12 protein-coding genes are annotated in these 13002 nt (G+C 41.8%); 7 read left to right on the top strand and 5 right to left on the bottom strand.

Translation table 11 applies throughout. The features are described from left to right. Position 1: 1 nt before the first annotated feature. Positions 2 to 808, top strand: a complete 807-nt coding sequence (locus PY091_RS07005) for a DUF4138 domain-containing protein (RefSeq protein WP_275648994.1) — start codon at positions 2 to 4, stop codon at positions 806 to 808. Here PY091_RS07005 and PY091_RS07000 read toward each other — a convergent pair whose 3' ends face one another. The 5 genes from PY091_RS07000 to PY091_RS06980 form a co-directional block, all read right to left on the bottom strand. Then, the gene (locus PY091_RS07000; protein WP_275648993.1) at positions 809 to 2383 is read right to left on the bottom strand and encodes a type IV secretory system conjugative DNA transfer family protein; all 1575 of its coding nucleotides are present in this window, start codon (positions 2381 to 2383) and stop codon (positions 809 to 811) included. It abuts the gene before it with no gap. 10 nt (positions 2384 to 2393) lie between these two features. Then, positions 2394 to 3422 (bottom strand): MobB family relaxase, encoded by a 1029-nt coding sequence (gene mobB / locus PY091_RS06995; protein ID WP_275648992.1) that lies wholly within the window; start codon positions 3420 to 3422, stop codon positions 2394 to 2396. 6 nt (positions 3423 to 3428) lie between these two features. Then, entirely contained in the window at positions 3429 to 3851 is a 423-nt protein-coding gene (locus PY091_RS06990) for a BfmA/BtgA family mobilization protein (protein ID WP_275648991.1), read from the bottom strand. A gap of 434 nt (positions 3852 to 4285) precedes the next feature. Then, the gene (locus tag PY091_RS06985; RefSeq protein ID WP_275648990.1) at positions 4286 to 4735 is read right to left on the bottom strand and encodes a JAB domain-containing protein; all 450 of its coding nucleotides are present in this window, start codon (positions 4733 to 4735) and stop codon (positions 4286 to 4288) included. A 66-nt stretch (positions 4736 to 4801) separates the two neighbouring features. Further along, positions 4802 to 5149 (bottom strand): single-stranded DNA-binding protein, encoded by a 348-nt coding sequence (locus tag PY091_RS06980; RefSeq protein WP_275648989.1) that lies wholly within the window; start codon positions 5147 to 5149, stop codon positions 4802 to 4804. Between the two features lie 257 nt (positions 5150 to 5406). Here PY091_RS06980 and PY091_RS06975 point away from each other — a divergent pair, with 257 nt between their 5' ends. The 6 genes from PY091_RS06975 (at position 5407) to PY091_RS06950 (ending at position 12936) form a co-directional block, all read left to right on the top strand. After that, positions 5407 to 5589, top strand: coding sequence for a hypothetical protein (locus tag PY091_RS06975; RefSeq protein WP_275648988.1), 183 nt, complete (start codon positions 5407 to 5409; stop codon positions 5587 to 5589). Between the two features lie 260 nt (positions 5590 to 5849). Then, a complete protein-coding gene (locus PY091_RS06970) occupies positions 5850 to 6056 on the top strand; it encodes a helix-turn-helix domain-containing protein (protein ID WP_275648987.1) in 207 nt (68 codons plus the stop codon). Beyond that, entirely contained in the window at positions 6056 to 8779 is a 2724-nt protein-coding gene (locus PY091_RS06965) for a class I SAM-dependent DNA methyltransferase (protein ID WP_275648986.1), read from the top strand. Before PY091_RS06970 ends, PY091_RS06965 begins: the two co-directional genes overlap by 1 nt. 1 nt (position 8780) lies before the next feature. Then, a complete protein-coding gene (gene rhuM / locus PY091_RS06960; RefSeq protein ID WP_275648985.1) occupies positions 8781 to 9761 on the top strand; it encodes a virulence RhuM family protein in 981 nt (326 codons plus the stop codon). Between the two features lie 3 nt (positions 9762 to 9764). After that, positions 9765 to 11729: a DEAD/DEAH box helicase gene (locus PY091_RS06955; RefSeq protein ID WP_275648984.1), complete on the top strand. Its 1965-nt coding sequence runs from the start codon at positions 9765 to 9767 to the stop codon at positions 11727 to 11729. Beyond that, complete coding sequence (locus PY091_RS06950; RefSeq protein WP_275648983.1) at positions 11722 to 12936, top strand: GIY-YIG nuclease family protein; 1215 nt, start codon at positions 11722 to 11724, stop codon at positions 12934 to 12936. The genes PY091_RS06955 and PY091_RS06950 overlap by 8 nt, the downstream gene beginning before the upstream one ends. The last annotated feature ends 66 nt before the right edge of the window (positions 12937 to 13002 follow it).

The raw sequence follows: 13002 nt of genomic DNA, 5'->3' as shown, positions 1-13002 counted from the left end.
CATGAAATTTTATACGTTTTTCCCCATCATCCTATGTCTCTTTTTCTCTATCCATGCCCCATGCCAGACCTTGGATACCATCTATGTCAATGACCGCCAAGTGGTATCCCTATCCTTTACGGACCCTATCCAAACAGCTATGACCGGTTCCCCTAACTTTGCCTTCAATTTCAATAGGGAGCAAGCGGAAAACTTGGGATTGCTGCAGGCGGAAAAAAAACAGACAAGCAATCTGTTGGTCCGCACCACCACAGGGAACCTCTATTCCTTTATCCTCGCCTATAGGGAACACCTCCCCCAATTGCATTATTTCATAAATCCGGACCAAGGCTTGAAAAACCCTTTTCAACATTCGATCAATAGGGCTTCAGCACAAGATTCCATACAGAAAACCGCTTCTGTCAAAGAACAACACTTTACACTTTTATGTACCCAATTGCTGCACAAGAAATCATCGCCCCACCACAACAAACAACGAAAAGGCATCCGGATCAAACTGATGCAACGCGTATACCATGATGATCACGTCTATATGGTCTATGAACTGAAGAATCGTTCCACTATTCCCTATGCACTTGGACAGTTCCAATTGTCAAAGGTATTGGGTACCCCTAAACGCAAGGCCTCCTATCAGGAACTGCCCATCACGCCCCTATTCGAATTCAAAATGCCCAAACAAATCGGTCCAAGTAGTTCAGTTCGTTTTGTGGTGGTCTATCCCAAGTTTACCATGAATACAGGGCAACGCCTACAAGTAAAGGTATTGGAGGCCCAAGGTAGCCGAAATCTTATCCTCAAGTTGCGCTGATCATTTCCCGAACAGGTCTCTGATCTCTGCATGGATGCGATAAAAGTTCCCTTCCAGATCAATGTTCTTGGGGTGTTCCGGCAACCCCTTTTGGAGTTGGGGCCTTTTGAACCGCACCCTTTTTTCCTTCCCATCCGCAAAGGCGATGAATTCCCCCTGTTGCAACCGAAAGAACACATCCGCCCGTATTTTGCTCACCTCCCGTTCCCCAGTGGTCACACGGGTATCAAAGTTGATGGTATAGCTACGATTGATACTGGTGGTGGGTTTCTTCACGAGTTCAAAAAAGCGTTCATAGTACTTGGCCGTCTCGGGGTCGTTCACTTTTCCAAAAAACTGGTAGGACAGGTTGCTCAGGATTGCTCTACTGGCCTTGTCCCCATAAAGTATATCGTTCTGCACCTTGTCCTGCATCACATATACCGTGGCGATATCATAACTCCGCAACGTGGCCGGGATGCGATGCATGTTCAATAGCCGTAAGGTAGAGGCCTCCTCCATCATGAGAAAGGAAGGCCTGGCATTTCGTACGGCCATCTGCTTGGTCAAGGTATGGATGATGGTTGCGATGACAGGACTATAGGCCGTTTCATATTTGGGATTGTTGACCACGGATACGATAACGGGACGTTTGTGCTCCTTGATATCAAGGGGTACTTCATCTGCGGAAAGCACATAAAAATTCCGTTGGGTCGAGATTTTCTTCAGGGCATTGGAGAGCGTACTGCGCACCCCGGCGGTCTGGCGTTCCGACTTGATGCCATTGACAAAGGCATCGGCCATGGCCTTGGCCGTATGATTGCCCTTCAAAAAAGCCTCCAGGCTTTCCATATCCAGGTATTGGTAAAGGGCCATCAAATGGGGCAGGGTGCAATAATCTGGATAGTCCGATTTCAGTTTCCAGATCATGCCGCCCAGCAATCCCTCCACAGCATCGGTAAAAAACCTGTTGCTCCCCGTCGCACCGGATTCCTTCTGCTCCAAAAGGTTTTCCACCAATACCCGGGAAAGCTCGTTGACACTTTCCTCCGAATCCATGTACCGGGGAGCGATGGGATTGACCCGATAATGGATGGGATCAAAACCGACACAGTAAAAGTCTACTTTGTCCGCATCGATCAAGGGGTGGGCGATTTCGGTAAGCTCAAAATCCTTGTAATCATGTATGACCCCGGAAAACCCGTTTTGGACAAAGTGGTCCAAGAGGGGTGCGACCACACTTTCCGTCTTGCCACTGCCTGCAGCCCCTATGATGGAGATGCCCCTACGGATGTTCTGCAGTACGAGTATTCCCTTTTGCAATGGGATATTGATCACAAAAGGAGTGGGTTTGACGGGAAGGGTATCCCTGGCCACAAAGACATAGCCCACCACATTCACCAATAGCAGGGGACATACAAGCCCCAAAACCAACTGCGGTCCAGGAAACCCCGCAAAAACATGTAGTCCCATGGCCAAGCATATCATGAACAGCAAACCGATTCCCAAGGCAAACCGTATCCACCGGTAAAGTGCCAGCGATACCAGCCCCCCTAAAATTGTCAGCGTAATAAGTGCGTTCCATTCTCCTTCCATATGTGATTTTTTAGATACCGATAGACCCTGATTTGATGGCCACCTCCACGCCACGTTTCAGGGCCTTGATGGTCCTTAGGGCCAGTTGTACTTTATTGGTAGGGATCTGTGGGAGGTGGACCCCTGATTTGCCCAGCAGCTTTAGGGCCAGCGCCTTTTCATTGGCGGGCAGGCCCAGGATCGTACTATAGTACAGTTTTGGGTTCTGGACCATCAGTTTCCGGGAATGATACTGTTCCACAAAATTCCGTTGGTAGCCAAAGTTTGCATCGAACACCTTTTCGGCTTGGGTATAAAACTGGTCCCGGTCAAAGCCCCGTTTGACCAGCTTTCCATGGAGCATGACTTCCGACGCCCTGTACTTGCTCCCTGGGGAAAGGCTAACGGAGTTACTGGCATCCCTACGACTGACAACAAGGTGCACATGGGTCTGATGGCCCGGTTTGGCCATCCCCTGGACTATGCGCTTTCCCTCCAATTTGTGGGGAGCGGATTTTTCCAATTGGGCGATCCTTTCTTTGATAAGATTTAAGTTACCTGCCTCCTCCCCTCGTTGTATCCTGCGTTTTTGATGTTGGAGCTCCAGAATCTTTGAGGCCATGGGCTGGTTCTCCCTGACTTCTCGATCCGTTCCCTTGAAGTAGCGCTGGTGTTCCACTTTGGCAAAATATTTTATATCATCGATATTCGGTGGTCGTCCATGGATTTCCCGATGGAAAGATTGGGCATAGGCCTTCATCAATTCCCGGGTATAAGCTTTCAGGTCCTTGGAATGGTCCTTCAACTGCCTCAGCTCCGCCTTGCTTGGACTGACGGTGATGGCATAGAACTTGGGCTCGTGCTTGCTGAGTTTTTTCGTATTGCCATCGATTTCTGCAATGACTTGTTCCGCGGTGACCTTATCCCCGTATTGATTGAAAAAGTGTTCCTGTTCAGGAGGGGAAAGTGACTCGTTTTCCTTTTCGAGATAGGCCACATAATCGGCCGCACTTTGGCTGAAATTCCCTTGAGTCTGTTGTGGCGTAATGGTGATATACATAGCGGTTCATTTTTTAAATTCCTGGTTTTTTTGGGCTTCCTTCTTGCTTATCCAGTTTTCCAATTCGGATTCGAGGGTCTTGGCCGTTTGCTTCCGTTCCGTCAATAGGGGTTTCTTTTCGGATGGGTCCTCTCCTTCAAAGAGGGCATGCATCATGGCCGCGGTGGGTTTGGTCTGGTTCTTTTCGATGTCCTTGATCACTGCCATCACGGCATTGATCCGTTTTTTGATCAAGCTCTCCAAGGTATGGATATGGGGACCCAGGGATTCTTTTGGGGAAATCCCATTGGCCTCAAAAAAATCCAACATCAATAACAAGGTCATGGATTGGGAAGCTCCCATCCGCTTACTGAATTTTTTGAATTTTTGGGCGATCGATGTTTTGATGCTCAGGCTCTCAAACCGTTCCTTTTCGTATCCTCTATCCATTTTTCCGTGAAAAATTTGCCGGTTTTAGGGGGCTGGCGGCGTTTTTCCGTGAAAAATGCGGACCATCTCCCCAAAAATCATTTTAAAAATTTATGTAATAATCTATATATCAATGCTTTGACAAAAACCGCAAACGTGTAACATGGCGCTAGCCTGTTACCCTCTTGCTTCTCCTTTGTCCCGCGGTGCGGGACCAAAAACTCGAACAACCTGGCCAAGGCCAGTTGCCAATTATGTAAAAGTCAAATCGAATCGCACGGACTTTGGGAAAGTCAAATCAGAATCGCCGTACATTTTATTTGTTGTTGGACAACGACTTAAATATATGAAAATTAAAGCCTTGAACATAGAAAAACCCAATCATAATGATTGGGTCGTTTTGGTTCCTATTGGCAGCTTGCAACACCATGCCATCAATTCAATTAATGGGCTCCTCACATCAGTCCATGGTCTGCAAAACTGTAGTAACGGCCATCGGGTGCAAGTATGATATGGTCCAAGACCTTGACGTCGAAAAGTTGTGCAGCCTCCTTGATCTTTCGGGTCAATTGCTTATCGGGTTCGCTGGCCTTGAGTTGCCCGGAGGGATGGTTGTGTGCAAGGATGATTCCCACTGAAAGGGTCTTTAGGATAATGGCAAAAAGGATGCGCATATCCACCAAGGTGCCTGTGATGCCCCCATTGGATAGCGGATAAATGCCCTTTACCTTGTTGGACTGATTGAGCAGCACGATTTTAAAAGTTTCGTGCAAGCCTATGGTCTTATTGTCCCAATTTTGGAACAGCAGCTTCGCCACCGCGTTGGAGTTGGTCACGGACAAGGACGTCAGCGTGCTGAGTTTTTCCCGATAGCTGATCTGTATTTCGTTGACTTTGAGTTCCATACTTTTCGTATTACAGGTTAAAAAAGGAATGGGGGCCCTATCCAAAGACAGGGCCACCCGTTACCTTTACGCCTCATTAGTATTTCCGCCCAACAATAAGATCTCACTGGCCACCACTTCGGTGACATAGCGTTTGTTGCTCTCTTTGTCCTCATAGGAACGGGAGGTCAATTTCCCTTCGATGGCAATCTCCTTGCCCTTGGTCACGAAGCCTTCGATGATGTCGGCAAGCTTCCCCCATCCGATGACGGTGTGCCATTCGGTATTGGTCACCCGTTCCCCTTGGTTGTTCTTGTAATGTTCATTGGTGGCCATGGTGAACCGTGCCACACGCTTCCCTTTGTCAAGGTCTGTAATGGTGGGGTCTTGCCCCACGTTTCCGATAAGTTGTACTTTGTTTCTCAATGTACTCATGATAAAAAGTTTTAAAGGCCTGCTGTCTTCCACTATGGGATAAATCAGCAAACAGGGTTAAAAATTTCCCCTCTATTTTTTTGGTTTTGTTTCCCAAATTTTAAGGGGCGTTTGTTTGCTTCTTAGGTGCGTAGCACAATAAAAGAAGGGGGTTCTGTCAGGGCTTTTGGGCAGAAATCGGGAGGCTCCGCGACGTAGTAAAATCTTGCCTGCCGGAGGCACGGCCAAAGATTTTCAAGGAAGTGGAAACCCTATTTATGGACAAAACAGGGCATGGCCTTGACAGGTTCGATAAGGGCCTTAGGAATTCCATCCGACCCATTGCCAAGGGAGCGTACGGGAAGTTAAGCGAGTGCGGGCGATGGTGTCCTGATGAGAAGTCCTTGGGCACTGCCCTGTTTTTCGACGACCCGAAAAACAACCAGGGCTTCTTTTATTAAGGACCCCTTAAAATTTGTTGGGCGGACAAACGGATTGTGGCCTTCCACGGCAAAGCCCAAAGAAGGATTTGCAAAGGAAGGGCACGTTAAAATCCATTTGGCCGACTTCCTTATTGCATACACACCATCATCCAACCCCAAAAAACCAAAGGGATTTTCTCCTACCCATAGAGACCTAATTGAATGATAGTTTTTATACTCATTCAGTGAGTATCCATAAAATCTTTCCTACATTAGTTCACCGAATAAAATAATTCAAAATGAACCGGATTAAAGCCATTTTAGACCAGAAAGGAATTAAGCAAATTTGGTTGGCTGAGCAATTGGGGAAAAGCTACAATATGGTTCACTCTTATGCTCAAAACAAAAGACAACCTAGTATAGACGACTTATACAGGATTGCGGACATTCTGAATGTGGACATTAAAGAATTGCTCGTTTCCAACAAACCTGAACAAGACAACTAATGAAATCAAGTGAAATAAAACATAATGTTCAGACCCTGATTGACAATTTCACGAAGGAAGAATTTGTCTTTGACTTGTTAGTTGCTTACGGTATTTCAAAAACTTCTGTAACACGACTAAAAAAAGGGGATTACAATCTCTCAAAGGTGGAAGGCGAAGTCCTTTACAAAAAGAAAATCTTTTTTAAAGTTGAAGCCACGGACAAATTGTTGAGCAGTATAGATACCATTACAAAAGAAGAACGCATCTTAAAACACAAACCAAGATTTGCGATTCTTACCGATCACAAACAAATCGTTGCTAAAGACCTAAAAACAGGTCGCCCCTTAGATATTGCACTTAAAGACCTACCAAACTATTTCGACTTCTTTTTGCCGTTGGCAGGTAGTGAGGTTTACAATGCGAGCAACGACAATGAGGCGGACAGAAACGCTTCCTACAAGATGGCTTCGTTGTATGATTTGTTGATTGAGGAAAACCCCAACATTTACAATTCAAAAGAAAGCGTCCACAACCTCAATATATTCTTATCGCGTTTGTTGTTTTGCTTCTTTGCCGAAGACACCGAGATATTCGAGCAAGACAGCATTTTTACCAACACACTTGCTCAACACACCACAGAGAACGGTAGCGACACCCATACGTTTTTAGATGATTTGTTTGACCGTTTGGACAGCAAAAGCGGAAAAGACTATCCAGACTTTTTAGCCAAATTCCCATATGTAAATGGTGGTTTGTTTGGTCAAAAAATCAGTTCGCCAAGATTTACTTCGAAAGCAAGAAAGACACTTATCGAATTGGGCGAATTGCAATGGAAGGACATCAATCCTGACATTTTCGGCTCAATGATACAAGCGGTGGTAATTCCAGATTACCGTAGCGATTTGGGGATGCACTATACCTCGGTAGCCAACATTCTGAAACTCATTAAACCGCTCTTTTTAGATGAATTGTATGAGGAATTTGAAAATGCAACAACGGTAAAACAACTCAACGCACTCATTCAACGCATTTCAAAAATCAAATTCTTTGACCCTGCCTGTGGTAGTGGCAATTTCTTGATTATCACTTACAAGGAAATCCGCTTATTGGAAATAAAGATTCTGCAAAAAATTACCGATTTAGAAACTACACCAACTTTCAAATGGACTTCTGTAAACCTCTCTCAGTTTTACGGTATCGAGATAGACGACTTTGCTCACGAAATGGCTATTCTCTCTCTTTGGTTGGCAGAACACCAAATGAACCGCGTATTTGAAGAAATGCTTTTTGATTACGGAAAATCAAAACCAATTTTACCTTTAAAAGAAGCAGGACAAATACAACATGGCAATGCCACAAGAAGAAATTGGAATGAGGTGTGTCCAATTTCTGCAAAGGATGAAGTTTATGTAATTGGCAATCCGCCTTATTTGGGAGCAAGATTGCAGGATGCTGAACAGAAAAAAGATATGAAAATTGTATTCCACGGAAAGAGTGGATACAACAATATGGATTACATCGCCTGTTGGTTTTATAAAGCAAAAGATTATATAAAAGACAATAACGCTAAATGTGCCTTGGTAACAACCAATTCAATTTGTCAGGGGGAACAAGTAGCTTTAATATGGCCTTCAATTCTTTCAGACGACATAGAAATTGACTTTGCACACCAATCTTTCAAATGGACCAACAACGCCAAAGGCAATGCAGGCGTTACGGTCATTATTGTTGGACTAAGAAATGTAAGTAATGAACCGAAATATTTGTTTAACGACAATTTTAGAAAAACAGCAAAAAACATAAATCCTTATTTATTGGATGGTTCTAATACCATTGTCATAGGTAGAAGTAAACCGCTTTCAAAATTTCCTGAAATAAGTTTCGGTAGTATGCCTAATGACAAAGGCTACTTGCTATTGGATGAAGATGAAAGGAACAATCTTATTAAAGAGAATAGCAACGCTTCAAAATACATTAAAGAGTTTTCAGGAGGTGCAGAGTTTGTTAGAGGAATAAAAAAATATTGTCTTTGGATTGAGGACAGTTATTTAAAAGAAGCCTATAAAATTCCTCAGATAGCAAAACGTATTGACAACGTAGAAATACATAGATTAAATAGCAAGCGAGAAGCAACTAACGCTTTAGCAGAAAGCCCACATTTATTTGGAGAAATACGCCATATAAATTCAGACTCAATTATTATACCTGCAACATCATCAGAGAGAAGGGATTATATACCAATTGGCTTTTTGAATCAGGATACTATTATTTCAAATTCAGCAATGGCAATATACCACGCCCAACCTTGGCTTTTTGCAGTAGTAACTTCTCGTATGCATATGGTTTGGGTAAGAAATGTTGGAGGAAAATTAAAGACAGATTATCGTTATTCAGCAAAACTCTGCTATAATACTTTTCCTTTTCCAGACATTACCACCAAACAAAAAGAGAATTTGAATCAATATGTGTTTGATATACTAGATGAGCGAGCCATACACCCTAGCAAAACAATGGCACAGTTGTACAACCCACCTACAATGCCCAAAGGTTTGCTGCAAGCCCATCAAGCCCTCGATATTGCCATTGAACAATGTTACCGTTTGCAACCTTTTAAAAACGATACCGAGCGTTTGGAGTTCTTGTTTAAGCAGTATGAGGGAATGGTAAAAAAAGATACCCTGTTTGCCAAGCAGAAGACCCTTCGACAAGCTCAGGGTAAAAAAAACCAAAAAAGAAAGTAAAATGAGTAGTGAATTAATCATATATCAGACCGAAGATGGACAGACTAAAATCCAAACTCGATTAGAGGATGAAACCGTATGGTTAACCATTGAGCAAATGGCTGAATTGTTTCAAAAAGCAAAGTCGACCATTAACGAACATATCCTCAACATTTACAAAGAGGGCGAGCTAAAAAAAGAGACTTCAATGAGAAAAATCGGAAATTCCGATTTTTCTACCAAGCCTACCAATTTCTATAATTTGGATGTCATCATATCTGTTGGTTATCGCGTAAAGAGCTTACAAGGCACAAAGTTTCGCCAGTGGGCAACAGCACGTTTAAAAGAATACGTAGTAAAGGGCTTTACAATGAATGACGACTTGCTAAAAGAAGCAGGTGGAGGCAATTACTTTGATGAGTTGTTGGCACGTATAAGGGATATACGTTCGTCAGAAAAAGTGTTTTGGCGAAAAGTACTCGATATATATGCAACCAGTATTGATTATGACGGAAAAGCCGAAGAATCCATTCTGTTTTTTAAAACCGTACAAAACAAAATGCATTGGGCAGCACACGGACAAACCGCTGCGGAAACCATTTACAAACGTATTGATGCCAGTAAGCCCAATTTAGGGTTAACCAATTTTAAAGGTGAAAAACCAACCAAAAAAGAAACCGAAGTTGCCAAAAACTACCTGAACGAAAAAGAATTGGATGTACTCAACAGAATGGTAACCGCTTATTTGGAATTGGCAGAATTGCAAGCGCTAAACAGAAAACCAATGTATATGAAAGATTGGATAAACCGTTTGGATGATTTTTTAACAATGACGGGGAATGACATTTTAACCAATGCAGGAAGTATCAGCCATCAAAAAGCGTTGGACAAAGCTCATAAAGAATATGCAAAATATAAGGAGCAGACAAAAAACGAGCTTTCAAAAGCGGAAAAGGATTTCATCAAGCAGATAGATGCTACTGCCAAAAAATTAAAGAAATAGCCAATGCCAAATTTAGTACACGTAACATACGACCAAACAGGAAAAAGCAAAAGTACCAATGCTTTAGGTATGCGGGAAATGCAAGAAAAGGCATACGCAGGCAGAACTGCTCAATACTTATTACTTAAAGCACCACCAGCATCGGGTAAATCAAGGGCCTTGATGTTTATTGCTTTGGACAAGTTGAAAAACCAAGGTATTCAAAAAGTCATTGTTGCGGTCCCTGAAAAATCTATTGGTGCATCTTTTGGCTCAACAGAACTTAAGAAATATGGCTTTTTTGCCGATTGGAACCCAAATCCAAAATACAATCTCTGTACACCGGGCACAGAAAAAAGCAAGGTGACGGCATTCTTAAACTTTTTGGAATCCGACGAGCAAATTCTGGTCTGTACACACGCTACGTTGCGTTTTGCCTTTGAGGGTTTAGACGTGAAAAAGTTGGATGATACATTAGTAGCAATTGATGAGTTTCACCACGTTTCAGCAGAATGCGATAATATTTTAGGTCAGGTATTAAAAAGCATTATGCACAATTCTAACGCCCATATTGTAGCAATGACAGGCTCTTATTTCAGAGGTGATAGTGTTCCTGTATTAATGCCAGAAGATGAGGCTAAATTCACCAAAGTAACGTACACCTACTACCAACAATTAAACGGCTATGAGTTTTTAAAATCCTTGGGGATCGGCTATCATTTTTACACAGGGAAGTATTTCAAGAAACATCCTGAAAAAGAAATGTCGGCTTTGGCAGAGATTTTAGATGAGAATCAAAAAACCATCATCCACATTCCAAGTGTAAATTCTGCTGAATCTTCCAAAGAGAAATACGAAGAAGTTAATCACATCATTGACGTTTTGGGCGAGTTGGAATATCAAGCCGAAGAAACAGGTGTTTTACATATTAAAAGCCATAAGACAGGCAAGATTTTAAAAGTGGCTGATTTGGTAAACGACAATCCAAAATCAAGAGATAAAATAAGTGCGTATCTACGCAATGTAAAATCGGCAGATGATATTGACATTATAATTGCCCTAGGAATGGCAAAAGAAGGCTTTGATTGGCCCTATTGCCAACACGCCTTGACGATTGGTTACAGAGGTTCATTAACTGAAATCATTCAAATCATTGGTAGAGCCACAAGAGACAGCAACAATAAAACACACGCTCAATTTACCAACCTTATTGCGCAACCTGATGCAGAAGATGAAGAAGTAAAATTGTCTGTCAATAATATGCTGAAAGCCATAACAGCTTCTTTATTGATGGAGCAAGTGTTGGCCCCAAATTGGAAATTCAAGCTCAAAAAAGACGAAGATGATGAGGATGAAGACGAGGATGACAACACCATTAAAATAAGAGGTTTCAAATTACCTACTTCACAGAGGGCCAAAGACATCATTGATACAGATTTGAATGATTTGAAGGCTAAGATTTTGCAAGACCCACAAATGCTGAAAGCAATGCCCGGGAATATTGAGCCAGAGGTTATCAATACCGTTTTGATTCCTAAAATCATTCGTGAAGTTTATCCCGATTTGGATGAAGAAGATGTGGAAGCCGTAAGACAGCACGTAGTAGTCGATTCTGTTATTAAGAACAGTACTATTGAGGAACAAGGCGACAAGAAATTTATCAGAATGGCAGGAAGCTTTGTGAACATAGATGATATTCACATTGATCTGATTGACCAAGTGAATCCGTTCCAAAAGGCCTTTGAAATTTTATCAAAATCGGTAACCACACAGGTTTTAAAATTGATTGACGAACATATTCAATCCACCAAAATTGAAATGACCGAAGAAGAAGCCATTTTATTATGGCCAAAAATAAAAGAATGGGTAAAAAACAATAAGGGCGAGCAACCAAGTATTCAGGCATTTGACCATAAAGAAAAGAGAATGGCAGAAGCTTTAGTGTTTTTGAGAGAGTTAAAACGTAAAAAAACACTTGAAAATGGGTAAAAAGAAACTGACCATAGAGGATATTTTTGATGATGATGATTTTGGATTGTTAGATGCCAAAGTCAAAACTTCAACTGTAAAAACAGATGAAGAAAGGCTTATTGATTCTTTTGAGGAAATCAATGTTTTTATTGACAAAAACGAGCGGGAACCTAACAAATCCAGTATGTCAGAATATGGTTTGTTAGCCAAACTCAAAAACTTCAGAGAAAATGAAGAGCAGAAAAAAGTTCTTAAACCTTTTGACAGACACAACCTTTTGGGCTATGTAGAAATGGAAAAGCAATCCATTGACGACATTTTGAATGAAGATGATGAATTGGGATTGCTAGATGCTGACAATGATTTAGCTATTTTCAAATTTAAACACACACCAAGACCAGAAGATAGGGCAGATGCGGATTTTGTTGCCCAAAGAAAACCAATAAAAGAAAAGGACTTTGAGAAGTATGAGAAAATGTTCTTAAAAGTTCACAAGGAAATAAAGGAAGGAAAGCGAAAGATAAAGCCGTTTACCAACATTGAAAAAAACCTACACGTTGGCGATTTCTATCTAATGAATGGCATTATGCTTTATTTAGAATCAGCGAATTTGAAAAAAGATGAAGTCGACCTTGGTTCAGGAAATAGAGTAAGACTTGAAGGTCGTACACGAACGGTTTTTGAAAATGGAACTTACAGCAATATGCTGTACCGTTCTTTAGGGAAGCAAATCCAAAAAGATGGGAAATTGATCACCAACACCTATGACAAAATTGAACAGGACTTGTTTGTTAATTCAGGGCTTGTAAAAGAAGAAGATGTTCAGTCGGGTTGGATTTACGTTTTGAAAACAAAATCAACTGAAAAAGAACTCACAGAAATTAAGGACTTATACAAAATCGGCTTTGCAAGTGGTTCAGTTGACGACAGAATAAAGAATGCCAAAAACGAAGCGACTTACTTATTTGCAGACGTCAAAAAAATAGCGACTTACAAAGTTTACAATAGAAATGCGGACAAATTAGAAATTCTTCTGCATAGATTTTTCGCCAATGCTTGTTTGGACATTGACTTGTTCAATGAAAAAGGACAACGACTAAATCCAAGGGAATGGTTTGTAGTTCCTTTTGAGGTTATCGAAGAAACCATCCAATTGATCTTGAATGAAAATATCGTCCATTACGAATATGACACAGAAGCACAAAGAATTAAACTAAAGGAATAAGCCAAAGCAAGTTCGAGCAATCCCAACTTCATTTTGATGATTTTTTGTGCCGTACTTATCTGAAGG

This window comes from Flagellimonas okinawensis (assembly GCF_029194005.1).
Taxonomy (GTDB): Bacteria; Bacteroidota; Bacteroidia; order Flavobacteriales; family Flavobacteriaceae; genus Flagellimonas; species Flagellimonas okinawensis.
The sequence above is the reverse complement of the archived record's forward strand: the minus strand, read 5'-3'. Positions and strand labels throughout refer to the sequence as shown.

Excerpts from the sequence above, each read along its gene's own strand:
- PY091_RS07005 (WP_275648994.1), top strand. The coding sequence starts at position 2 with ATGAAATTTTATACGTTTTTCCCCATCATCCTATGTCTCTTTTTCTCT.
- PY091_RS07000 (WP_275648993.1), bottom strand. The coding sequence starts at position 2,383 with ATGGAAGGAGAATGGAACGCACTTATTACGCTGACAATTTTAGGGGGG.
- mobB (WP_275648992.1), bottom strand. The coding sequence starts at position 3,422 with ATGTATATCACCATTACGCCACAACAGACTCAAGGGAATTTCAGCCAA.
- PY091_RS06990 (WP_275648991.1), bottom strand. The coding sequence starts at position 3,851 with ATGGATAGAGGATACGAAAAGGAACGGTTTGAGAGCCTGAGCATCAAA.
- PY091_RS06985 (WP_275648990.1), bottom strand. The coding sequence starts at position 4,735 with ATGGAACTCAAAGTCAACGAAATACAGATCAGCTATCGGGAAAAACTC.
- PY091_RS06980 (WP_275648989.1), bottom strand. The coding sequence starts at position 5,149 with ATGAGTACATTGAGAAACAAAGTACAACTTATCGGAAACGTGGGGCAA.
- PY091_RS06975 (WP_275648988.1), top strand. The coding sequence starts at position 5,407 with ATGGACAAAACAGGGCATGGCCTTGACAGGTTCGATAAGGGCCTTAGG.
- PY091_RS06970 (WP_275648987.1), top strand. The coding sequence starts at position 5,850 with ATGAACCGGATTAAAGCCATTTTAGACCAGAAAGGAATTAAGCAAATT.
- PY091_RS06965 (WP_275648986.1), top strand. The coding sequence starts at position 6,056 with ATGAAATCAAGTGAAATAAAACATAATGTTCAGACCCTGATTGACAAT.
- rhuM (WP_275648985.1), top strand. The coding sequence starts at position 8,781 with ATGAGTAGTGAATTAATCATATATCAGACCGAAGATGGACAGACTAAA.
- PY091_RS06955 (WP_275648984.1), top strand. The coding sequence starts at position 9,765 with ATGCCAAATTTAGTACACGTAACATACGACCAAACAGGAAAAAGCAAA.
- PY091_RS06950 (WP_275648983.1), top strand. The coding sequence starts at position 11,722 with ATGGGTAAAAAGAAACTGACCATAGAGGATATTTTTGATGATGATGAT.